The sequence below is a fragment of the Thermomonas fusca DSM 15424 genome (assembly GCF_000423885.1).
Lineage (GTDB): Bacteria > Pseudomonadota > Gammaproteobacteria > Xanthomonadales > Xanthomonadaceae > Thermomonas > Thermomonas fusca.
The window spans coordinates 15,788-35,718 of record NZ_AUIV01000010.1; the positions used below are offsets into that span (position 1 = coordinate 15,788).

General features: G+C 69.9%; 19 protein-coding genes. 9 read left to right on the top strand and 10 right to left on the bottom strand.

Going from position 1 to position 19,931, the window contains the following annotated elements:
* The first annotated feature begins 59 nt into the window (after positions 1 to 59).
* Genes surE through G582_RS0105500 form a run of 4 tightly spaced genes read left to right on the top strand, consistent with a single transcriptional unit; the run spans position 60 to position 2,909 of the window.
* Positions 60 to 848: a 5'/3'-nucleotidase SurE gene (surE, locus tag G582_RS0105485; RefSeq protein ID WP_028838975.1), complete on the top strand. Its 789-nt coding sequence runs from the start codon at positions 60 to 62 to the stop codon at positions 846 to 848.
* A complete protein-coding gene (locus tag G582_RS0105490) occupies positions 845 to 1,525 on the top strand; it encodes a protein-L-isoaspartate(D-aspartate) O-methyltransferase (protein ID WP_156880293.1) in 681 nt (226 codons plus the stop codon). The genes surE and G582_RS0105490 overlap by 4 nt, the downstream gene beginning before the upstream one ends.
* Positions 1,522 to 2,136, top strand: a complete 615-nt coding sequence (locus tag G582_RS0105495; protein ID WP_028838977.1) for a YqaA family protein — start codon at positions 1,522 to 1,524, stop codon at positions 2,134 to 2,136. Before G582_RS0105490 ends, G582_RS0105495 begins: the two co-directional genes overlap by 4 nt.
* 8 nt (positions 2,137 to 2,144) lie before the next feature.
* Positions 2,145 to 2,909 (top strand): peptidoglycan DD-metalloendopeptidase family protein, encoded by a 765-nt coding sequence (locus tag G582_RS0105500; protein ID WP_028838978.1) that lies wholly within the window; start codon positions 2,145 to 2,147, stop codon positions 2,907 to 2,909.
* Between the two features lie 79 nt (positions 2,910 to 2,988).
* Here G582_RS0105500 and G582_RS0105505 read toward each other — a convergent pair whose 3' ends face one another.
* The 3 genes from G582_RS0105505 to purM are packed head-to-tail and all read right to left on the bottom strand — an operon-like array spanning position 2,989 to position 5,387.
* On the bottom strand, positions 2,989 to 3,660 hold the full coding sequence (locus tag G582_RS0105505; protein WP_028838979.1) for a DUF3108 domain-containing protein: 672 nt from the start codon (positions 3,658 to 3,660) through the stop codon (positions 2,989 to 2,991).
* A 33-nt stretch (positions 3,661 to 3,693) separates the two neighbouring features.
* Positions 3,694 to 4,338 (bottom strand): phosphoribosylglycinamide formyltransferase, encoded by a 645-nt coding sequence (gene purN, locus G582_RS0105510; protein WP_028838980.1) that lies wholly within the window; start codon positions 4,336 to 4,338, stop codon positions 3,694 to 3,696.
* The gene (purM, locus tag G582_RS0105515) at positions 4,338 to 5,387 is read right to left on the bottom strand and encodes a phosphoribosylformylglycinamidine cyclo-ligase (protein WP_028838981.1); all 1,050 of its coding nucleotides are present in this window, start codon (positions 5,385 to 5,387) and stop codon (positions 4,338 to 4,340) included. The genes purN and purM overlap by 1 nt, the downstream gene beginning before the upstream one ends.
* Positions 5,388 to 5,536: 149 nt before the next feature.
* On the opposite strand from purM, the gene G582_RS15655 reads away from it, so the two are divergent.
* The 3 genes from G582_RS15655 to hda are packed head-to-tail and all read left to right on the top strand — an operon-like array spanning position 5,537 to position 8,527.
* On the top strand, positions 5,537 to 6,634 hold the full coding sequence (locus tag G582_RS15655) for a DUF2066 domain-containing protein (RefSeq protein ID WP_156880295.1): 1,098 nt from the start codon (positions 5,537 to 5,539) through the stop codon (positions 6,632 to 6,634).
* Between the two features lie 2 nt (positions 6,635 to 6,636).
* Positions 6,637 to 7,818, top strand: a complete 1,182-nt coding sequence (locus G582_RS0105525; RefSeq protein WP_156880297.1) for an AI-2E family transporter — start codon at positions 6,637 to 6,639, stop codon at positions 7,816 to 7,818.
* A 1-nt stretch (position 7,819) separates the two neighbouring features.
* On the top strand, positions 7,820 to 8,527 hold the full coding sequence (hda, locus tag G582_RS0105530; RefSeq protein ID WP_038053076.1) for a DnaA regulatory inactivator Hda: 708 nt from the start codon (positions 7,820 to 7,822) through the stop codon (positions 8,525 to 8,527).
* Here hda and murU read toward each other — a convergent pair.
* Together murU and G582_RS0105540 are read right to left on the bottom strand one after the other, a co-directional pair.
* On the bottom strand, positions 8,524 to 9,222 hold the full coding sequence (gene murU / locus G582_RS0105535) for an N-acetylmuramate alpha-1-phosphate uridylyltransferase MurU (protein WP_028838984.1): 699 nt from the start codon (positions 9,220 to 9,222) through the stop codon (positions 8,524 to 8,526). The two genes, hda and murU, sit on opposite strands and share 4 nt — an antisense overlap.
* Positions 9,219 to 10,223, bottom strand: coding sequence for an aminoglycoside phosphotransferase family protein (locus G582_RS0105540; protein ID WP_028838985.1), 1,005 nt, complete (start codon positions 10,221 to 10,223; stop codon positions 9,219 to 9,221). Before G582_RS0105540 ends, murU begins: the two co-directional genes overlap by 4 nt.
* 53 nt (positions 10,224 to 10,276) lie before the next feature.
* On the opposite strand from G582_RS0105540, the gene G582_RS0105545 reads away from it, so the two are divergent.
* Positions 10,277 to 11,695 (top strand): mannose-1-phosphate guanylyltransferase/mannose-6-phosphate isomerase, encoded by a 1,419-nt coding sequence (locus G582_RS0105545; RefSeq protein WP_028838986.1) that lies wholly within the window; start codon positions 10,277 to 10,279, stop codon positions 11,693 to 11,695.
* 214 nt (positions 11,696 to 11,909) lie between these two features.
* On the opposite strand, the gene cysK is transcribed toward G582_RS0105545, so the two are convergent.
* A complete protein-coding gene (gene cysK / locus G582_RS0105550; RefSeq protein WP_028838987.1) occupies positions 11,910 to 12,869 on the bottom strand; it encodes a cysteine synthase A in 960 nt (319 codons plus the stop codon).
* 33 nt (positions 12,870 to 12,902) lie between these two features.
* The gene (cysG, locus tag G582_RS0105555) at positions 12,903 to 14,363 is read right to left on the bottom strand and encodes a siroheme synthase CysG (RefSeq protein WP_028838988.1); all 1,461 of its coding nucleotides are present in this window, start codon (positions 14,361 to 14,363) and stop codon (positions 12,903 to 12,905) included.
* 150 nt (positions 14,364 to 14,513) lie between these two features.
* Here cysG and G582_RS0105560 point away from each other — a divergent pair, with 150 nt between their 5' ends.
* Positions 14,514 to 15,476: a LysR substrate-binding domain-containing protein gene (locus tag G582_RS0105560; protein WP_028838989.1), complete on the top strand. Its 963-nt coding sequence runs from the start codon at positions 14,514 to 14,516 to the stop codon at positions 15,474 to 15,476.
* A 40-nt stretch (positions 15,477 to 15,516) separates the two neighbouring features.
* Here G582_RS0105560 and G582_RS0105565 read toward each other — a convergent pair whose 3' ends face one another.
* Genes G582_RS0105565 through G582_RS0105575 form a run of 3 tightly spaced genes read right to left on the bottom strand, consistent with a single transcriptional unit; the run spans position 15,517 to position 19,829 of the window.
* Positions 15,517 to 16,251, bottom strand: coding sequence for a phosphoadenylyl-sulfate reductase (locus G582_RS0105565; protein ID WP_028838990.1), 735 nt, complete (start codon positions 16,249 to 16,251; stop codon positions 15,517 to 15,519).
* Positions 16,252 to 16,274: 23 nt separating this feature from the next.
* Positions 16,275 to 17,984 (bottom strand): assimilatory sulfite reductase (NADPH) hemoprotein subunit, encoded by a 1,710-nt coding sequence (cysI, locus tag G582_RS0105570; RefSeq protein WP_028838991.1) that lies wholly within the window; start codon positions 17,982 to 17,984, stop codon positions 16,275 to 16,277.
* A 15-nt stretch (positions 17,985 to 17,999) separates the two neighbouring features.
* Positions 18,000 to 19,829 carry an assimilatory sulfite reductase (NADPH) flavoprotein subunit gene (locus G582_RS0105575; RefSeq protein WP_028838992.1) on the bottom strand — a complete coding sequence of 610 codons (1,830 nt, stop codon included), beginning with the start codon at positions 19,827 to 19,829 and terminating at the stop codon, positions 18,000 to 18,002.
* Positions 19,830 to 19,931 lie beyond the last annotated feature (102 nt).

Below are 19,931 nucleotides of genomic sequence, written 5' to 3' on the forward strand. Positions count from 1 at the left end.
CGCGAAGCGCCTGTGCGCATCCGGTATCATGGCCGCATGCACAATGTTCCGATGCCGTGATGCGGGTACTGGTCAGCAACGACGACGGTGTCGACGCCCCCGGCATCCACGCGCTGGCCAAGGGCCTGCGCGACGCCGGCCACGAAGTGGTGTTGGTGGCGCCCGACCGCGACCGCAGTGGCGCCAGCAATTCGCTGACGCTGGATGCACCGATCCGGGTGGTGCAGCTCGATCCGCGCACCTGGAAGGTCTACGGCACCCCCACCGACTGCGTGCACGTGGCGGTCACCGGCATGCTGGAGGCGCTGGGGCTGGAACCCGACATCGTGGTGTCCGGCATCAACAACGTCGCCAACCTCGGCGACGACGTGATCTATTCCGGCACCGTGGCGGCGGCGATGGAAGGCCGCTTCCTGGGGCTGCCGGCGGTGGCGATGTCGCTGGTCACCGAGGCCCACCAGGGCAAGCACTACGAAAGCGCGGCGCGCGCGGCGGTGGAGATCGTCGAGCGTCTGCGCCGCGACCCGCTGCCGGCGTCCACCATCCTCAATGTGAACGTGCCGGATCTGCCGTGGGACGAGATCCGCGGCTTCGAGACCAGCCGCCTTGGCCATCGTCACCGCGCCGAGCCGTGCATGCCGCAGGAAGATCCGCGCGGGCGCCAGTGGTGGTGGATCGGTGCGGCCGGCGACGAGCAGGACGCTGGGCCAGGCACCGATTTCAACGCGGTGCGCAGCGGTCACATCGCGATCACCCCGCTGCACGTCGACCTGACCCGCTACCAGGCGCTGGAGCAGGTCGCCAGCTGGGTCGGCGGACTGGCCGCGTCGCTGGAGGCGGCATCGTGATCGCGCGGATGCGCCTGCAGCCGGCCGACCTCGGCATGGGCCTGACCGGCCAGCGCGTGCGCGACCGCCTGATCGACGACCTGCGCAAGGGCGGCATCACCGACGAGCGCGTGCTCAATGCGATCCGCACGGTGCCGCGCCACCAGTTCGTGGACGAGGCGCTGGCTTCGCGCGCCTACGAGAACAACGCCCTGCCGATCGGCCACGGCCAGACCATTTCGCAGCCGTTCGTGGTGGCGAAGATGACCGAGGCGCTGCTGCGCGACGGGCCGAACAAGGTGCTGGAAGTGGGCACCGGCTCGGGTTACCAGGCCGCGGTGCTGGCTGCGCTGGGGCTTGATGTCTTCACCGTCGAGCGCATCGGCGACCTGCTGCGCACCGCGCGCAAGCGCTTCCGCAGCCTTGGCCTGCATGTGCGCAGCAAGCATGACGACGGCCGCATCGGCTGGCCGGAAGAAGCACCGTTCGGCGCCATCATCGTCACCGCCGCCGGTCCTGCGCTGGTGGATGCGCTGATCGCGCAGCTGGCGCCGGGGGGAGTGCTGGTGGCACCGGTGGGCGCCTCCGGCGGGCAGTCGCTGCTGTGCCTGCGCAAGCAGGCCGATGGCAGCATCGTGCAGGAAGATCTGGGCGCGGTGGTGTTCGTGCCGCTGCTGTCGGGGATGACCGATCGATGAAACTGTTTGGCCCGCTCTACCAGCGCGCGCTGGTCTGGTCGCGGCATCCGAAGGCGCCGGCACTGCTGGGCGGCCTGAGCTTCGCCGAGGCCATCGTGTTCCCGGTGATGCCGGAAGTGATGCTGGCGCCGATGTGCCTGGCGCAACCGAAGCGTGCGTTCCGCTTCGCCGGCATCAGCCTGCTGTTCTCGCTGCTGGGCGCGGTGGTCGGCTACCTGCTGGGCCATTACGCCTACGAAGTGGTCAAGCCGGGGTTGGCCGCGCTGGGCTGGCTGACGCGGATCGAGGCCGAGGTGGCGGAGTTGCGCGGGATCGTCGCGCATTCACCGTGGCGGGCTTTCTGGCTGTTGGTGCTGGCCGGGTTCACGCCGATTCCGCTGAAGATCTTCACCTGGGCCAGCGGCATCGTCGGGGTGCCGATGCTGCCGTTCCTCTCAGCGATGCTGGTGGGGCGCGGCAAGCGGGTCTACCTGCTGGCGCTGGTGATCCGGGTGGGCGGCGAGCGTGCCGAGCGCGCGCTGCATCGCTGGATCGAACATCTGGGCTGGGCGGCCATGCTGTTGCTGGCCGCCCTTGTCGGTTGGTTGCTGTTGCGCGGGCCTGCGGCATGATGGGCGGCATGCGCGGATATCGGGTGCTGGCGGTGGTGGTGGCGGTGGTCGTGCTCGCGGGCTGCGGGCGCAGCCGGGTGGTGCGCGAGTATCCGCATCGCGGCTCGCGCAGCGGCGCCAGTGCGCTGCCGCCGGTGCGGGTATCGCAGCCGAAATACGGCGCCACCGCAGTGGTCCAGCGCGGCCAGACGGTCTACCGGATCGCCACCGAAAACGGCATCACCGCGCTGGATCTGGCGCTGTGGAACGACATCCCGCCGCCTTACACCATCCATCCGGGGCAGCGCCTGCGCCTGTATCCGAGCGATCGCCGTGATCTGCCCGCGCGTCCCGTTGTTGCGAAGCCGTCCACCACGCCGTCGCAGCGTCAGGCGACCGCGCCGGCAGCGCTTCCGGCCAGCGAACTGGCCTGGCGCTGGCCGGCGGAAGGCGCAGTGGTGACCACCTTTGCGGCCGGCGATCCCACCCGTCAGGGCATCGACATCGCCGGCAAGGCCGGGCAATCGGTACGCGCCGCCGCCGATGGGGTGGTGGTGTATTCCGGCTCGGGCCTGGTGGGCTATGGCGAACTGGTGATCGTCAAGCACAACGACCAGTGGCTGTCGGCCTACGGGCACAACCGCGCGCGGCTGGTGAACGAAGGTGCGCTGGTCAAGGCCGGCCAGCAAATCGCGGAAATGGGCCGCAGCGGCGCCGCGCGCGACATGCTGCACTTCGAGATCCGCTACAACGGCAAGCCGGTCAATCCGCAGGGTTATCTACCCGCGCGCTGAAGGCGTCCTGGCTGTGCGGTTGCGGCGCAGTGGCGCTTGCAGAACCGACTGCGCGCGAACGCGCCTTGTGCCGTCAGCTTCAGCGCACCGACTTGAGCGTCAGCTCCAGCTCGTCCCTGCCGTCCTTGCGCTGCAGGATGCGCGCGGGGGTGGGCAGGCCATCGACGATCCACACGATCACCTGCTTGTCGTCGCTGCTGCGCGAAACCTTGGTAGCCGTGCGCTGCTGCCCGCCGACGATGACGGTGTCCTTGCCGAGGTTCTGGAAGCGCTGCGGCCGTGCCACGCCGTTGTCCACCAGCCGGTAGCTGAGCGGCTTGCCGGCGGCCACGTCGCGGACCAGGGCCAGGTTGATCAGCATGCCGTCGAGGTCGCCGTCCTCCAGCTTCACCGGGCCCACCCGGTCGGCCTTCACGTCGCCGCTCCAGTGCGCCTCGCGCTGGGCCCAGTCGTAGGTGGCGTTCTTCTGCGAGCGCTTGAACAGCACCTGCGTTGCATCGACGCCGGAAAGCGGGCGGAAGCTGCCGCCATGCTCCTCGAACACGGTGGTCTGGCGCGAGCTGCCAAGCTGGTTGCTGACGCTCAGCTGGTAGTTCCAGCGGTTGTCGGCGCCGCGGTTCAGGCTGATCTGCGCGTTCGCCTGCACGCCCTTCCAGCTGGCCTCGTAATCGGCCACGAACGGTTTGACTGCCCACGCCTGCGAGGCGGCGAGCAGCAGGGTCAGGGCGGAGGCGATGCGGACTGCTTTCATGCGGAATACCTGTTCGTTACCGACGCAATCGCGTCAGGTCGCCATCGACTCTAGCCACAGCGGCGTAAACAGGGCCTGACCATCCAGGGTCGCCTGTCCGTTGCGTTCAGCAAGCCGGCCGGAGGCGGCCAGCTGCAGCACTCCCAGCAGCAGGGGATGTTCGACTGCCAGCACCCGCGCGGCCAGCGTGTCGGCATCGTCGTTGGGCAGTACCGGCACCCGCGCCTGTGCGATCACCGCGCCGCCGTCCAGCTCGGTGTCGACGAAGTGCAGGCTGGCGCCGTGCTCGGCATCGCCGTCATCGAGCGCGCGCTGGTGGGTATGCAGGCCCTTGTGCTTGGGCAGCAGCGAGGGATGGATGTTCAGGATCTTGCCGGCGAAGCGCTGCACGAAGGCTTCGCCAAGGATGCGCATGTAGCCGACGCAGACCACCCAGTCCGGCTCGCAGGCGGCCACTGCATCGGCCAGCACCGCGTCGAAGGCCGCGCGGCCGCCGCAGGATTTGGGCGTGCGCGACCAGCGCAGCGCTTCCGGGACCCGCTGCAGGGCCGGCGCGTCGGGCCGGTCGGAAAACACGCCGGCGATGCGGGCGTCCAGCACGCCGGCTTGGATCGCATCGAGGATCGCCTGCAGGTTGCTGCCGCGCCCGGAGGCAAGGATGGCGAGGCGGACCGGCATCAGCGGATGTGCAACCGCTCGCCTTCGCCGGAGGCCGGCACGACCTGGCCGATCTGCCAGTGCGGCAGACCCATGCGGTCGAGGTCGGCGCCGATCGCGGCGACAGCGTCGGGCGACGCCATCAGCACGTAGCCGATGCCGCAGTTGAAGGTGCGCCACATTTCCTCGCGCGCCACGTTGCCTTCGCGCTGCAGCCAGTCGAACACCGCCGGCAGCGGCCAGCTGGCGGTGTCGATTTCCAGCCCGAGGCCCGGCGGCACCACCCGGATGATCTTCTCCACCAGCGCGCCGCCGGTGACGTGGGCCATCGCGTGGATCTCATGCTTCGAGAGCAGCTCCAGCACCGGCTTGACGTAGATGCGGGTGGGTTCCATCAGCGCATCGGCCAGGGCCACGCCGCCGAGATCGAGGTCCAGTGGATTGCCCGCGCGCTCGAGGATCCTGCGCACCAGCGAATAGCCGTTGGAATGCGGGCCGCTGGAGGCAATGCCGATCAGCACGTCACCCGCGCGCAGCTTGCTGGAGTCGATGAGCTTCGACTTTTCCACTGCGCCGACGGTGAAGCCGGCCAGGTCGTATTCGCCTGGCGGATACATGTCGGGCATTTCCGCGGTCTCGCCGCCGATCAGCGCGCAGCCGGCGATCTCGCAGCCCCTGGCAATCCCGCCGACCACGTTCACCGTGGTCTCCACGTCCAGCTTGCCGGTGGCGAAGTAGTCGAGGAAGAACAGCGGTTCGGCGCCCTGCACCAGCACGTCGTTGACGCACATCGCCACCAGGTCCTGGCCGATGCTGTCGTGGCGATTCAACTGCTTGGCAAGGATGAGTTTGGTGCCGACGCCATCGGTGCCGGATACCAGCACCGGTTCCTTGTAGCGGCCGGAGAGGTCGAACAGGCCGCCGAACAGGCCCACGCCGCCCAGCACTTCCGGGCGCATCGTGCGGCGCACCAGCGGCTTGATGCGTTCGACCACATCGTTGCCGGCATCGATATCGACGCCTGCGTCGCGGTAGGTCAGGCCGGGGGTGGAGGGTGTGGATGGCGTCACGGCGGACTCGCACGGGCGTGGTGAATCGGCGATTTTAACAGCCGCAGGCCGTGGACATGGACGCGCCCGCCCGGCTGCGGCACCATTTCGGTAGCGATGGCCGGGATTTCCGGCGAGGAATGGCAATGCAGACGAAGCCGCATGGGACGATGCGACGGTGCAACCGATGGCTCTGGGCGGCGCTGCTCGGCATGTGCCTGCTGCCGGTGGGCGCGGCGCTGGCACAACGCACCGAGGGCGACCGGGCGCAGGCGCAGGGCGCCTACCAGGCTGAAGTGGTGGTGCGCAACCAGACCGACGGCGAGCGCGACAAGGCCTTTACCCGCGCGCTGGCGCAGGTGCTGGGCAACGTCACCGGCGACGACGGCGCCGCCCAGCGGCCGGGCGTGCGCGAGGAGCTGGCGAAGGCCCAGGACTACGTGGACGGCTACGACTACCGCCAGGACGAAGGCGTAGCGGCCACCGGCGCGCCCAGCTTCCAGACCAAACTGGTGGTGCGCTTCCGCCAGCAGGACGTGGACGATCTGGTGGCGATGCTGGGCCTGCCCAGTTGGCCGCAGCCGCGTCCCAAGCCGGTGCTGTGGCTCGCCATCGATGACGGCCGCGGGCCGCGGCTGGTGGGGCTGGGGCAGGTGAACGCGGCGCGTTCGGTGCTGGATGCGGCCAAATCGCGCGGTTACGCGCTGGGCCTGCCGTCCGGCAATGCCGCCGAACAGGCCGCGGTTGGCGCGATCTGGCGCGGCGACACCGCCGCGATCGCCTCGCTGTCGAAGCGCTACAGCCCGCCCATGCAGCTGATCGGCAAGCTGCAGCGCGGCGCCGAAGGCTGGCGCGCGGACTGGACCCTCGTCGACGGCGGCAGGGTGCTGGCGAGTTGGCAGACCAGCAGCATGGACGCGCGCAAGGCGATGGCCGGCGGCGCCGAGGGCGCGGCGGATGCGCTGTTCAAGCGCTATGCCAAGGCCGGCACGGCCGGGCCGGCAGGCGTGTATCGCGTGCGCGTGCTGGGGATCGACGGCGCCGACGATTACCTGCGCCTGGCCGGTTACCTGGACGATATTTCCATCGTCCGGCGCATCACCCCGACCGGCGCTGCACCGGACGCGCTCGACCTCGACCTGGACCTGGCCTCGGGCATTGCCGGTTTCTCCCGCTACGTCAGCCGCGGCGGCACGCTGTCGCCGGTTTCCGCGGGCGAAGGCGACGCCACCACGGGTGTTGTCACGTTCCGGTTGGCGGGGCGCTGAGCATGCATCGCGAAGACGATCTGGCCACCATCGCCGCGTTCTATCGGCGCGTGCAGTGGGCCGCGCTGGCGCTGGGCGTGCTGTGGGTGGTCTGGCTGCTGGCACCGATCCTCAGCCCGTTCGTGTTCGCCGCGCTGCTGGGCTGGCTGGGCGACCCGATGGTGGATCGGCTCGAATCCCGGCGCCTGCAGCGCAATACCGCGGTGGTGCTGGTGTTCAGCGTGATGACCCTGCTGCTGACCATCGTCGCCGTTCTGCTGGTGCCGCTGCTGGAGCAGCAGCTGGTGACCCTGGTGGAATCGCTGCCGAACTACCGCGACTGGTTCGTGCAGACCGCGCTGCCGTGGGTCGAGCACCGCACCGGCCTGCAGATACTGTCCTGGCTGGACCCGGAGCGCCTGTTCCAGCTGATCCGCGAACACTGGCAGGGCGCCGGCGGGGTGGCGGCGACCGTGCTGGGCTATGTCTCGCGCTCCGGCTTCGCGCTGATGGGCTGGCTGGCCAACATCGTGCTGCTGCCGGTACTGACCTTCTTCTTCCTGCGCGACTGGGACCTGCTGGTCGAGCGCGTCGGGGCGCTGGTGCCGCGCGACCACTACGACACCGTGCGCCGGCTGGCGCGCGAATCCGACGAGGTGCTGGGCGGCTTCCTGCGCGGCCAGCTGACGGTGATGCTGATCCTGGGCGTGTTGTATGCGATCGGCCTGTGGGCGGTGGGCCTCAACCTCGGCATCCTGATCGGGCTGATCGCCGGCCTGCTGACTTTCGTGCCCTACCTGGGGCCGGCGTCCATCGTGGTGTTCGGTGGCATCGCCGCGCTGGTCCAGTACGGCGACTGGCAGCACCTGGCCGGGGTGGCGGTGGTGTTCACCGTCGGCCAGATCATCGAGAGCTATTGGCTGACCCCGAAGCTGGTCGGCGACAAGATCGGCCTGCACCCGATGGCGGTGATTTTCGCGGTGATGGCCGGCGGTACCCTGTTCGGCTTTCTCGGCATGCTGCTGGCGCTGCCGGTGGCGGCGGTGGCGAACGTGCTGCTGCGTTACGCACAGGATCGCTACCGACACAGCCGCCTGTATGCCGGCGACGGGCCGGTGATCGTCCTCGATGGGAATGCAGCCGCAGCCGCGGCTGTCGAGCCGCCGACGAGCGAGCCGGCCGAACGCGAGCCGCCTGTCGCCTGAGATGATCGAACTGGTGCCACAACTGCCGCTGGCGCTGCGCGCGCCGCCGGACCAGCGGCTGTCGCGCTATGTCGGCGCCCCCGCAGGCTTGCTGGAAAGCCTGCAGGCGCTGGCTGTCGGCAGCGCCGCCGCCGGCCTTTACCTGCACGGCGCGCACGCCACCGGCAAGACCCATCTGCTGCTGGCCAGCTGCGCCGAGGCGGAGGCGGCCGGCGTGCAGGCCGCCTACCTGACCCTGCGCGGCCTGCACGGGCGGGTGCGCGCAGCGGTGGACGGACTGGAGCGCGCCGAGCTGGTGGCGGTGGACGACGTGGACGCGATTGCCGGCAGCCGCGACGACGAGGTGGCGCTGTTCGACCTGCACAACCGCCTGCACGACGCCGGGCGCGGCGTCCTCTACGCCGCCGATGCCGCGCCCGACGCGCTGCCGCTGGTGTTGCCGGACCTGCGTTCGCGGCTGGCGCAGTGCGCGCGCTGGGCGCTGCCGGTGCTGGACGATGCCGGCCGCGCCGAGCTGCTGCGCCAGCGTGCCGCTGCGCGCGGGCTGGATCTCGACGAGGCCGCGCTGGACTGGCTGCTGCGCCGCTGCAGCCGCGACCTTGGCAGCCTGACCGCGATCTTCGAGCGGCTGGACCGCGCCTCGCTGGCCGCGCAGCGCCGGCTGACCGTGCCGTTTTTGCGCCAGGTGCTGGAAGCGGACCAGGGCTAGCCGCGCAGCTCCGCGTCCAGTCCCTGCAATCGCTCCGGCGTGCCCACGTCGGTCCAGCGCCGGCGATGGTGTTCGCCACTGACCTCGCCGGCTGCCATGTGCGCGCGCAGGAGCGGCGCCAGCGGGAATTTCGGTTTGCCGTTGGCGAGCAGCGGTTCGGGAATGACATCGCGCCAGCCGTCCATAAACTGCGGGCGATAGACGCCGATGCCGGCATAGGTAAGCTTGTGTCCGCCATCGGCGCGCACGCAGCCGTCGGCGTCGAGGGCGAAATCACCGTGGGTCGCCTGCGGCGGCCGATCCACCATCACCAGATGCGCCAGCCCGCGCGGTTCGCGCGGCAGACCGGCGAAATCGAAGTCCGTCCACACATCGCCATTGACCAGCAGGAAGGGGGCCTCGCCCAGCAGCGGCAGCGCGTTCCACATGCCGCCGCCGGTTTCCAGCGGGGTATCGCCTTCAAACGCGTAGTGGATGCGCAGGCCCCAGCGCGCGCCGTCGCCCAGTGCTGCGGGAAACTGGTCTGCCAGCCACGAGGTGTTGACGACCACGTCGCGGATGCCCAGCGCCGCCAGCTTCTCCAGATGCCATTCGATCAGCGGCTTGCCGCCGACGCGCAGCAGCGGCTTCGGCGTGGTGTCGGTGAGCGGGCGCATGCGCTCGCCAAGGCCGGCGGCAAAGATCAGCGCCTTCATGCCGACATCCTCGCGAACGCGGGCTTGATGGTGTCGTCCAGCAGCTCGCGGAGCGGCGCGAGCTGGGGGTATTTCGGCACCACCGCGTCGAGGTAGCCGAGGAAGCGCGGTGCGTCTTTGATGTAGCGCGGCTTGCCGTCACGATGCTGCAGGCGGGCGAAGATGCCGAGGATCTTGAGGTGCCGCTGCACGCCGCACCAGTCGGCGTCGCGCAGGAAGGCCTCCAGGGCCGGCACCGGCAGGCCGGCCTCGGCGGCGCGCGCGTGGAAACGGCGCAGCCAGCCGTCCACGCGCGCCTCCGGCCAGCTCAGGAAAGCGTCGCGCAGCAGGCTGACCGCATCGTAGGCGATCGGGCCCAGCACCAGGTCCTGGAAGTCCAGCACCGCCGGGCCATCTTCGACCGGCATCAGGTTGCGCGGCATGTAGTCGCGGTGGGTGGGCACCCGCGGCTGCGCCAGCGCGTTGTCCATCAGCCGTCGCTGCGCCAGCTCCAGCCGCTCGCTGTCGCCGCAGCCCAGCTCGACGCCGAGGTGGCGGCGGATGAACCAGTCTTCGAACAACCCGGCATCGCGTTGCAGCAGGGCCTCGCCGAACACCGGGAAATCCGCCGGCAGCGCCAGCGACTGCAGCCGCAGCAGCTGGGTGATCGCCGCATCCATGTGCGCATCTGCGTTGGCGTCGTTGATCAGTTGCGCCACGGTCGGGCCGCCGAGGTCTTCCAGCAGCAGGAAGCCGGCGTCGACATCGCGCGCCAGCACCTGCGGCACGCGCACGCCGGCGGCTTCCAGCAGGTCGCGGATGCGCAGCCATGGACGCACGTCTTCCCGGTCCGGCGGCGAGTCCATCACGATCCGCGACGGCGTGGCGCCCACGCTGCGCCAGTAGCTGCGGAAGCCGGCGTCGGTGGAGGCCCGCTCAAGCCCGGCATCGGCATTTCCCAGCGCGTGGCGGGCCCAGTGCAGGCGGAGGGTGGCGCGGTCGTCGGTTGCAGGGCTGCTCATGTGCAAAGGTTAAACTGCGCGCCGGTATTTGCGCAGTTGCGAGAGAGGCGTCCATGGCGAAGTTGCAGCCGGTCCTGTTGTCCGGTGGTTCCGGCACGCGGTTGTGGCCGCTCTCGCGCGAGGCCTATCCCAAGCAGTTCCTGCCGCTGGCCGGCGATGACACCATGCTGCAGGCCACCTGGCTGCGGGTAGCCGCGATCGCCGATGCCGCGCCGATCGTCGTGGCCGGCGAAGACCACCGCTTCCTGGTCGCCGAGCAGCTGCGCCAGATCGGTGCCCCCACTCCGGCGATCGTGCTGGAGCCGCTGGGCCGCAACACCGCGCCGGCGATTGCTGCGGCGGCGCTGCAGGCGCTGGCCGGGGGCGATGATCCGCTGCTGCTGGTGCTGCCTTCCGACCACGTGGTACGCGATGGCGAGGCTTTCCGTGCCGCCGTGCGGCAAGCGATGCCGGCGGCCGAGGCGGGTGCGCTGGTGACGTTCGGGATCGTGCCGGATGGGCCGGAGACCGGCTTTGGCTATATCCATGCCGAAGCGGGCGAAGCCGGCAGGAGCGATGGCGTGCGCAAGGTGCTGCGCTTCGTCGAGAAGCCCGATGCGGCCACCGCGCAGCGCTATCTGGATGCCGGCGGCTATTACTGGAACAGCGGCATGTTCCTGCTGCGGGCTTCGCGCTACCTCGATGAGTTGCAGCGCTTCCGTCCCGACATCGTCGCAGCGGTGCGTGCGTCGTTCGATGCCGCCGCCCGCGACGGCGATTTCATCCGCCTGGACAAAGCCGCGTTCGCCGCCTGTCCGTCGGACTCCATCGACTATGCGGTGATGGAGAAGACCGATGCCGCCTGTGTGCTGCCGGTGGACATCGGCTGGAACGATGTCGGTTCGTGGTCGGCGCTGTGGGCGGTGAGCGAGCAGGACGCCCACGGCAACGCGCACCACGGCGACGTGGTGTCCATCGACAGTCGCAACAGCTACGCGTACGCACGGCGGCTGGTGGCGCTGGTGGGCGTGGACGATCTGGTGGTGGTGGAAACCGACGATGCGGTGCTGGTGGCGCGCAAGGACCGGGTGCAGCAGGTCAAGGACGTGGTGGCGCAGCTAAAGGCCGGGCAGCGCTCGCAGGCCGTGCTGCACCGCGAGGTGCATCGCCCGTGGGGCAGCTACGACTCCATCGACATGGCCGACGGGTTCCAGGTCAAGCGGATCAAGGTCAAGCCGGGGGCGCGGCTGTCGCTGCAGTCCCACGAGCGCCGCGCCGAGCACTGGGTGGTGGTGCGCGGCACCGCGCGGGTGACCCGCGACAACGACGTGTTCGAGCTGTTCGCCAACCAGAGCGCGTACATTCCGATCGGCGCCAAGCATCGGTTGGAGAATCCCGGCAGCGAGATGCTGGAGCTGATCGAGGTGCAGTCCGGGGATTACCTGGGCGAGGACGATATCGTCCGCTATGAGGACGTGTACGGGCGGTCGTGAGGGTGTGTGCGGCGTGCATTCTTTCGCGGCCGCGTTCCTGCGGGCACTGCCTTCCGCGAATGTCCTCCGGCATTGGCCCAGGGCCAATGCCTCCTCCTTGATTTCGCTCCAGGCAGCGCCCGCAGGAAGGCGGCTGGGGCATCGCGGCACCTGAAGTGAAAAACCCTCCACGCGATACGGGAGGGTTTGTGTACGCGCTGGACTAGGCTGGCAGTCAGCCCAGACTGGCCAGCCACTCGTCGTCGCTGCCCTCGTTGATGTCGGCGAACAGCGGACTGGAGAAATAGCGCTCGCCGGTATCCGGCAGCATTGCGAGCAGCACGCTGCCTTCGGGCGCGGTTTCCGCCAGCTGCAGGGCGGTGGCGGCGGTGGCCCCGGCTGAGATGCCGACGAAGATGCCTTCCTCGGCAGCCAGCCGGCGCGAGGTGGCGATGGCGTCCTCGTCGGTGACCGTGCGCAGTTCGTCGAAGGCGTTGCGGTTGATGACCTCGGGCACGAAGTCCGGCGTCCAGCCCTGGATCTTGTGCGGCGCCCACGCATCGCCCTTGAGCAGGGCGGCGCCGGCCGGTTCGGTGGCGACGATGCGGGTGTCCGGGCGCGCCAGTTTGAGCACTTCGCCCACGCCGGTGAGGGTGCCGCCGCTGCCCCAGCCGCTGACGAAGACGTCCAGCCGCTTGCCGGCGAAGTCGCGCAGGATTTCCGCCGCGGTGGTCTGGCGGTGGTAGGCCGGGTTGGCCGGGTTGGTGAACTGGCTGGCCCAGAACCAGCCGTGTTTTTCCGCCAGTTCCTTCGCCTTCTCCACCATGCCGGTGCCGCGTGCGGCGGCGGGGGTCAGGATCACCTTGGCGCCGTAGGCGCGCATGGCCTTGCGGCGTTCGATCGAGAAGGTTTCGGTCATCACCGCCACGAATTTGTAGCCGCGCGCGGCGGCGATCATCGCCAGCGCGATGCCGGTGTTGCCGGAGGTGGCTTCCACTATCGTGTCGCCGGGCTTGAGCAGGCCGCGCTGCTCGGCGTCGAGGACGATGCCCAGCGCCAGCCGGTCCTTGACCGAGCCACCGGGGTTGAACGATTCCGCCTTGACGTACACCGTCGCGTGCTTCGGTGCGATGCGGTTGAGGCGGATGATCGGGGTGTTGCCGACGGCGTCGAGGATGCTGTTGTAGATGGTCATTGCGATGGATCCTTGGAATGCGGTGGAAAACGGTCAGGCGGCGCGGGCGAGGGCGTCGGGCGGACATCGCTGGCGTTCGCCGCCCAGCGGCGCGGCGCCGAACCAGTGCAGGCGGGTGGCCAGAGCGGCCACTTCGCCCACCACCAGCAGCGCCGGCGCGCGCACGGCATGCGCTGCGGCCAGTTCCGGCAGTTGCGCCAGGGTGCCGGCGATCACCCGCTGCTGCGGGCGGCTGCCGTTCTCCACCAGCGCTACCGGGGTGGATGCTGCGCGGCCGTGCGTTAGCAGGTTGTCGCGCAGGCGGGCCAGGCCCTGCACGCCCATGTAGAACACCAGGGTCTGCTGGGGTTTGGCCAGCGCGCGCCAGTCGTGGTCGGCATCGCCGTCGCGGGCCTGCGCGGTGAGCAGGTGCAGCGACTGCGCATGTGCGCGATGGGTCAGCGGGATGCCGGCATAGGCGGCGCAGGCGGTGGCGGCGGTGATGCCGGGCACCACCTCGAAATCGATGCCGGCCTCGCGCAGCGCTTCCAGTTCCTCGCCGCCGCGACCGAACACGAACGGGTCGCCGCCCTTCAAGCGCACCACGCGGCGACCGGCGCGGGCATGCTCGATGAGCAGGGCGTGGATGTGCTGCTGGGTGGCATCGTGGTCGCCGCCCACGCGTTTGCCGACGTCGATGCGCTGCGCGTCGCGGCGCGCCAGCGCGAGCACGTCGAGGCTGACCAGACGGTCGTGCAGGATCACGTCCGCCTCATTGAGCAGGCGCAGCGCGCGCAGGGTGAGCAGGCCGGGATCGCCCGGGCCGGCGCCGACCAGCGCGACGCGGCCGGCGGACGATGCCCGCCGCGATGCCAGCTCCGCTTCCACCGCGCGCCGCGCCGCGGCTGCATCGCCGCGGCGCAACAGCGACTGCGCCGGGCCGGCCAGCACGCGATCGAAGAAGGCGCGGCGCTGGCCCAGATCGGCCAGCTGCATGCGGATGCGCCCGCGCAGTTCGCCCAGCAGGCCGGCAAGCTGGCCCAGCGCTCCGTCGAGCCGGATTTCCAGCTGTTCGCGCAGGTGCCGGGCCAGCATCGGCGAGGCACCGCCGCTGGAAATCGCGACCTGCAGCGGGCCGCGCTGCACGCGGGCGGGCAGCTGGGCGCTGGCGAGTTCGGCGTCGTCCACCACATTGATGAACATGCGCCGGGCATGCGCGGCCGCGGCCACCGCGCGGTTGACCGCGTCGTCGTCGGTGGCCGCGATCGCCAGCCAGCTGCCGTCGAGCTGCTCGGGCGCGAACGCGGCAGCGATGTGCGCCAGCCGGTTCGCCTTGGCCAGCGCCGCCAGCGCGGGCGCCAAAGCCGGTGCCACCACTGCGACCGCGGCGCCGCTATCCAGCAACGCCAGGACCTTGCGCGCGGCCACCTCGCCGCCGCCCACCACCAGCACGCGGCGGCCGCGCAGGTCCAGGAACAGGGGAAACAGGGCGGGCGTGACGACGGCTGCGGACATGCCGACACGCTAGGGGGCGTGGCCGGGCGGGGGAAATGGTGGCAGGATGTCTGCTTATGCCTCAGCGGCATAAGCAAGCCGCGGGCATGCGCTGCTGCGCATGTATACTTCATCGCTGTATGCAGATATAGCGATATAAAGAGCATCGCCATGACTCTCACCCAGCTCCGCTACCTCGTCGCCATTGCCGATTCCGGGTTCAACATCACCCAGGCTGCGGAGAAGGTGCACGCCACCCAGCCCGGCCTGTCCAAGCAGCTCAAGCAGCTGGAGGACGAGCTGGGCTTCCAGCTGTTCCTGCGCAAGGGCCGCAGCCTGGAAGGCGTGGCGCCGGCGGGGGTGAAGGTGATCGAGCACGCGCGCCGGATCCTGTCCGAGGCCGCCAACATCCGCAGCTACGCCGCCAACGAGCGCGGCGAATTCAGCGGCCGGCTGCTGCTGGCCACCACTCACACCCAGGCGCGCTACGTGCTGCCGAAGGTCATCGCGGAGCTGACCCGGCGCTACCCGAAGGTCAGCGTCGACCTGTTCGCGGCCGGCGATGCGGAAGTGCTGGAGAAGCTGGGCGAAGCCGATTTCGGCCTGATCAGCACCGCCGGTGGCCCGCCGCCCACCAGCGGCATGGCGGTGCCGCTGTTCCGCTGGCAGCGCGTGCTGCTGGTGCAGAACACGCATCCGCTGGCCAGCCTGGGGCGGCCGCCGTCGCTGGTGGAGCTGGCCCGGCATCCGCTGATTTCGTATGAATCCTCGACCCTGCCGGAATCGTCGCTGCAGCGCGCGTTCGCCGCTAGCGGGGTGACGCCGCTGATCGCGATGACCGCGCGCGATGCCAACCTCATCAAGACCTATGTGCGCACCGGCATGGGCGCCGGCCTGCTGGCGGAGATGGCGGTGGGCGGACGCGAGGACGACGACCTGCGGGTGATCGCGGCGCCGCCGGAGCTGCCCGAATGCATCACCTGGGCGGTGGTCCCGCGTGGCCGGGTACTGCGCGAATACGCGCTGGCGCTGCTGCACGGGCTGGCGCCGCAGATCGACCCGCGCGACCTGCGCCGCATCCTTGAGGGCAATCTCGCCCCGGAATGGCCGCTGCCGCCGCGCTGGCAGGCGTAGGCGCTGGAGGAGTGAGCATCCTCACTCCACCCGTTTGCAATTACGCCGCGGAACTGGCGGTTTCGTCGAAATGCAGCCCGCATTCGCGGCGCAGGCCGAAGAAGCGGGTCTGCGCCGCGTCCATGCCCGGCTGCAGCGGCGCGGTGGTGTGGACATCGCCCACCGAGACATAACCCTGCTGGACCAGCGGGTGTTCCGGCAGGTCATGCAACAGCATGTAGGCGCCCACATCGATGTCCGTCCAGTCGGCGATCGGGTGGAACTTGAAGCGCCCGTCCTTCACCTGCAGCACCTCGATGCCACTGCGGCTGCTTGACTGGCCGCGGCGCAGGCCGGCGTGCCAGCAGCCCACCTCCAGTTCGCCCAGCGCCCGCTGCATCGGCTCGACCTTGCGCAGCTGGTTGTAGCGGCGCAGGCCGTCGCTGCCGGCCTCCCACAGGCGGCCGAAGCGCGCCTCCATCCAGGCGATGCCGATGCCGGGGCGGTACACGTGCAGGTCCAGCCCGAGCAGCTCGACCAGCTGGTCGGCATAGCGGTAGGTCTCCGGGAACAGGTAGCCGGTATCGACCAGGATCACCGGGATGCCCGGCCGCGCGTGGGTCAGCAGGTGCAGGCTGACCGCCGACTGCACGCCGAAGCTGGTCGACAGCGCGTGCGTGCCGGGCAGGTGGGCCAGCGCCCAGGCGATGCGCGCCTGCGCGTCCATCCGCTCCAGGTCGCGGTTGATCGCGGCGAGTTCGGCGGCCGCAAGGGTGGTGGGGTCGAGGAGGTTCATGGCGTTGGCGAGATGGCTCGGCATCAGGCGGCTTCCGCCGGATCGACGCGGACGTGGGTGGGATAGGGCGGCAGTGCAACGATGCCGGCGCGATGCAGGAAGTCGCCGAAGTGTTCGCCGGGCTCGCGCTCGCCGGCGTAGCGGCCCAGCAGCGGGTCCAGCGCCTCGACGATCTGCGTCTCGCCGATGTTGTCGCGGTACAACGTGTTGAGGCGGGTGCCGCGATGGTCGCCGCCGAGGAACAGGGTGTAGCGCCCCGGCGCCTTGCCGACCAGCGCGATTTCGGCGAGGTAAGGACGCGAGCAGCCATTGGGACAGCCGGAAATGCGCAGCACGATGGGTTGCTCGCGCAGGTCGTGCTTGTCCAGCAGCGGCTGCAACACCCGCAGGAAGGTGGGCAGGTAGCGTTCGGCTTCGGCCATCGCCAGTGCGCAGGTGGGCAGCGCCACGCAGGCCACCGCGCTGCGCGCCAGTGCGCTGGGCGCGAGGTTTTCCACGTCCAGCGCGTACTGCGCCACCAGTGCGTCGATCTGCGCCCGCGCGCCGGCCGGCACCCCAGCGACGATCACGTTCTGGTTGCAGGTCAGGCGGAATTCGCCGCTGTGGATTTTCGCGATTTCGCGCAGGCCGGTCAGCAGCGGGCGGCCATCCTGGAAATCGGCGATGCGGCCGGATGGCAGCGACAGGGTCAGGTGCCATGCCCCGTCCTCGCCCTCCGCCCAGCCGAAGCGGTCGCCGTTGTGATCGAAACGATACGGACGCTCGGGCTGCAGTGCGAAGCCGGCGCGCTCCTGCATCAGCGCCACGATTTTTTCCACGCCGTGGTCGTCGATCGTGTACTTGAAGCGCGCGTGCTTGCGGTCCTCGCGATCGCCAAGGTCGCGCTGCACGCTGATCGCCGCTTCGGCAATCGGCAGCACCTGCTCCGGCGTGACGAAACCGATCACGTTGGCCACCCGCGGGTAGTGCGCGGCAATCCCGTGGCTGGCGCCCATGCTGCCGCCGATGCCGACGTTGAAGCCGGCCAGCGCGCCGTCCGCATCGACGATCGCGATCAGCGCCAGGTCGTTGGCGAACACGTCCACGTCGTTGTCGGGCGGTACCGCGATGGCGATCTTGAATTTGCGCGGCAGGTAGGCATCGCCATACAGCGGTTCGTGTTCGACACCGCTCTCGGCCACTTTCTCCTGGTCCAGCCACACTTCGTAATAGGCGCGGGTGGCCGGCTTGAAATGCGCGGACAGGCGCTGCGCCCAGTCGTGCACCTGTGCGTGCAGCTGCGAGCGCCGCGGGTTGCTGGTCCCGAGCACGTTGCGGTTGACGTCGCCGCAGGCGGAGATGGTGTCGAGGGTGGCGGCGTTGATCGCCTGCATCGTCTGCTTCAGGTCGCGCTTGACGACGCCGTGGATCTGGAAGGTCTGGCGGGTGGTGACGCGCAGCGAGTGGTTGGCATAGGTGGTGGCGATGGCATCCATCCCCAGCCACTGCTTCGGTGTGAACACGCCGCCCGGGGCGCGGATGCGGATCATGAACTGGTGCGCGGGTTCGAGTTTCTGCCGGCGGCGCTCGTCGCGCAGGTCGCGGTCGTCCTGCTGGTAGCTGCCGTGGAACTTGATGGTGCGCTGGTCTTCGAAGTTCAGCGAGCCGGTGCTGGCATCAGCCAGGCCATCGGCCAGCGTGCCGCGCAGCCGGCGGCTTTCCAGTTTGATTTTTTCGACGGATGGGTGGCTCATGGGGTGGCCTTCTGCTCAGTACACGTCGCGGGCGTAACGGCCTTCGCGCTGCAGGATGGAAAGAAAATCCGCCGCCGCCTCCGCATCACCGCCGCCGTTCGCGGCCACGATCTCCAGCAGCGCGGCATGCACGTCCTTGCCCATGCCGATGGCGCCGCAGACGTACAGGTGTGCGCCGGCCTGCAGCCAGTCGAAGACATCGCGGCCCTGCTCGCGCAGGCGTTGCTGGATGTGGATGCGCTCGGCCTGGTCACGCGAGAACGCGAGGTCGAGGCGGTGCAGTTCTCCCTTCTGCAGCGCGTCCTGCCATTCGGTCTGGTAGAGGAAGCCGGTGTTGAAATGACGGGCGCCGAAGAACAGCCAGTTGCGGCCCGATGCGCCGGTTTCGGCGCGCTCCTGCACGAAGCCTCGGAACGGGGCGACGCCGCTGCCGGGGCCGATCATGATGACGTCGCGGCTGGCGTCGGCGGGGACGCGGAAGCGCTCGTTCGGCTCGATGTAGACCGGCAGCTGCGCACCATCTTCGAGCGCCGACAGGAAGCCGCTGGCCGCGCCGAGGTGATCGAAGCCGTGCGCGTGGTAGCGCAGCACGTCGAGGGTGAGATGGGCTTCCTCACCGACCCGCTTGCGGCTGGAGGCGATTGAATACAGCCGGCGCACCTGCGGGCGCAGCGCGGCCACCAGCGCCGCGGCGTCCCAGTCGGCCGGCCAGCGGCGCAGCGCGTCGACCAGCTGGTGGTCGCCCAGCAAGGCGGCCAGTCCGCTGGCGCCGGGTTCCAGCAGCTGCGCCAGCTCGCGGGCATTCGCGCGTTCGGCCAGCGCGGCAAGCACGGGTTTGGCCAGCCGGGTCAGCTCGCGCCGCTCGGCCAGCCAGCGCGACAGCGGCAGGACGTCGCCGTCGCGTTCGACCACGGTATCGCCGTCGAGCCGGGTCGCCTCCAATACCGCCGCAACCAGCGCATCCGGATTGCGATGGTGGATGCCCAGCGCATCGCCGGGTTCGTAGGCAAGGCCGCTGCCTTCCAGCGACAGTTCGATATGGCGCACGTCCTTGTCCGGCGCGGCGTAGCGGCGGAAGCCGGTGCCCTTGAACTCGCGTCCGCTCAGCGGCTGGTTGGCCAGCAGCTCGGCGGGGAAGGGCCGCTCCTGCGACCACGCCGGCGCGGCATGCGGGCGCAGCGGGGTGACCGTGGCCAGGTGCGCGGCTGGCGCCGGCTTGAGCAGTTCGCGGGCCTGGCCCAATGCCGTTTCGCGCCAGGGCGCGGCGATGGTGTCGATGTCGAGATCTGCTTCGCCCAGCGCCTGCATCCGCGTGGCGCCGAGTTCGGCCAGCCGCGCGTCCAGCTTGCGCGCGATGCCGCAGAAGTCGGCATAGGACGAGTCGCCCAGTCCCAGCACCGCGTATTTCAGCTGCGGCAGCTTCGGCGCGCGCTTGCCGTGCAGGAATTCGGCCAGGCCGATCGCATCGTCCGGCGGGTCGCCTTCGCCCTGAGTGCTGATGACCAGGTACAGCAGCGTTTCGTTGCCCAGCTCGCGCAGCGGATAAGCGTCGGCGCGCAGCAGTCGCACTGGCAGGCCGGCGCCCTGCAGCTGCGTATGCAGCGCCTCGGCGGCGCGGCGAGCGTTGCCCGTCTGGCTGCCGTAAATGACGGTGGCCGGCTGCGGCGCAACGGTCGGCGCGGTGGCGGGGGCCAGCACGGTGGGGCTGAGCGCGCGGGCCAGCCCGGCCAGATAGCCCGACGCCCACAGCAGGGCGCTGCTGTCGGCGTCCGCGGCAAGCCGGGACAGCAACGCGCCCTGATCGCCGGTGAGCGGCGAAGGCAATGGAGCGGCGGCTTGCGACATGGCGGGACCGGGGCAGGGAACGTCCTGGCAGGCTAGGCGTCGCGCCATCGTGGCGGAAAGGATCGCGGGCCATGCGCATATGCATCGGCTGCATATGGGCGT

Excerpts from the sequence above, each read along its gene's own strand:
- murU (WP_028838984.1), bottom strand. The coding sequence starts at position 9,222 with ATGAAGGCGCTGATCTTTGCCGCCGGCCTTGGCGAGCGCATGCGCCCG.
- G582_RS0105525 (WP_156880297.1), top strand. The coding sequence starts at position 6,637 with ATGCATCGCGAAGACGATCTGGCCACCATCGCCGCGTTCTATCGGCGC.
- G582_RS0105495 (WP_028838977.1), top strand. The coding sequence starts at position 1,522 with ATGAAACTGTTTGGCCCGCTCTACCAGCGCGCGCTGGTCTGGTCGCGG.
- hda (WP_038053076.1), top strand. The coding sequence starts at position 7,820 with ATGATCGAACTGGTGCCACAACTGCCGCTGGCGCTGCGCGCGCCGCCG.
- G582_RS0105575 (WP_028838992.1), bottom strand. The coding sequence starts at position 19,829 with ATGTCGCAAGCCGCCGCTCCATTGCCTTCGCCGCTCACCGGCGATCAG.
- purN (WP_028838980.1), bottom strand. The coding sequence starts at position 4,338 with ATGCCGGTCCGCCTCGCCATCCTTGCCTCCGGGCGCGGCAGCAACCTG.
- cysK (WP_028838987.1), bottom strand. The coding sequence starts at position 12,869 with ATGACCATCTACAACAGCATCCTCGACGCCGTCGGCAACACCCCGATC.
- G582_RS0105565 (WP_028838990.1), bottom strand. The coding sequence starts at position 16,251 with ATGAACCTCCTCGACCCCACCACCCTTGCGGCCGCCGAACTCGCCGCG.
- G582_RS0105560 (WP_028838989.1), top strand. The coding sequence starts at position 14,514 with ATGACTCTCACCCAGCTCCGCTACCTCGTCGCCATTGCCGATTCCGGG.
- G582_RS0105540 (WP_028838985.1), bottom strand. The coding sequence starts at position 10,223 with ATGAGCAGCCCTGCAACCGACGACCGCGCCACCCTCCGCCTGCACTGG.
- cysG (WP_028838988.1), bottom strand. The coding sequence starts at position 14,363 with ATGTCCGCAGCCGTCGTCACGCCCGCCCTGTTTCCCCTGTTCCTGGAC.
- G582_RS15655 (WP_156880295.1), top strand. The coding sequence starts at position 5,537 with ATGCGACGGTGCAACCGATGGCTCTGGGCGGCGCTGCTCGGCATGTGC.
- G582_RS0105500 (WP_028838978.1), top strand. The coding sequence starts at position 2,145 with ATGCGCGGATATCGGGTGCTGGCGGTGGTGGTGGCGGTGGTCGTGCTC.
- G582_RS0105545 (WP_028838986.1), top strand. The coding sequence starts at position 10,277 with ATGGCGAAGTTGCAGCCGGTCCTGTTGTCCGGTGGTTCCGGCACGCGG.
- G582_RS0105505 (WP_028838979.1), bottom strand. The coding sequence starts at position 3,660 with ATGAAAGCAGTCCGCATCGCCTCCGCCCTGACCCTGCTGCTCGCCGCC.
- cysI (WP_028838991.1), bottom strand. The coding sequence starts at position 17,984 with ATGAGCCACCCATCCGTCGAAAAAATCAAACTGGAAAGCCGCCGGCTG.
- surE (WP_028838975.1), top strand. The coding sequence starts at position 60 with ATGCGGGTACTGGTCAGCAACGACGACGGTGTCGACGCCCCCGGCATC.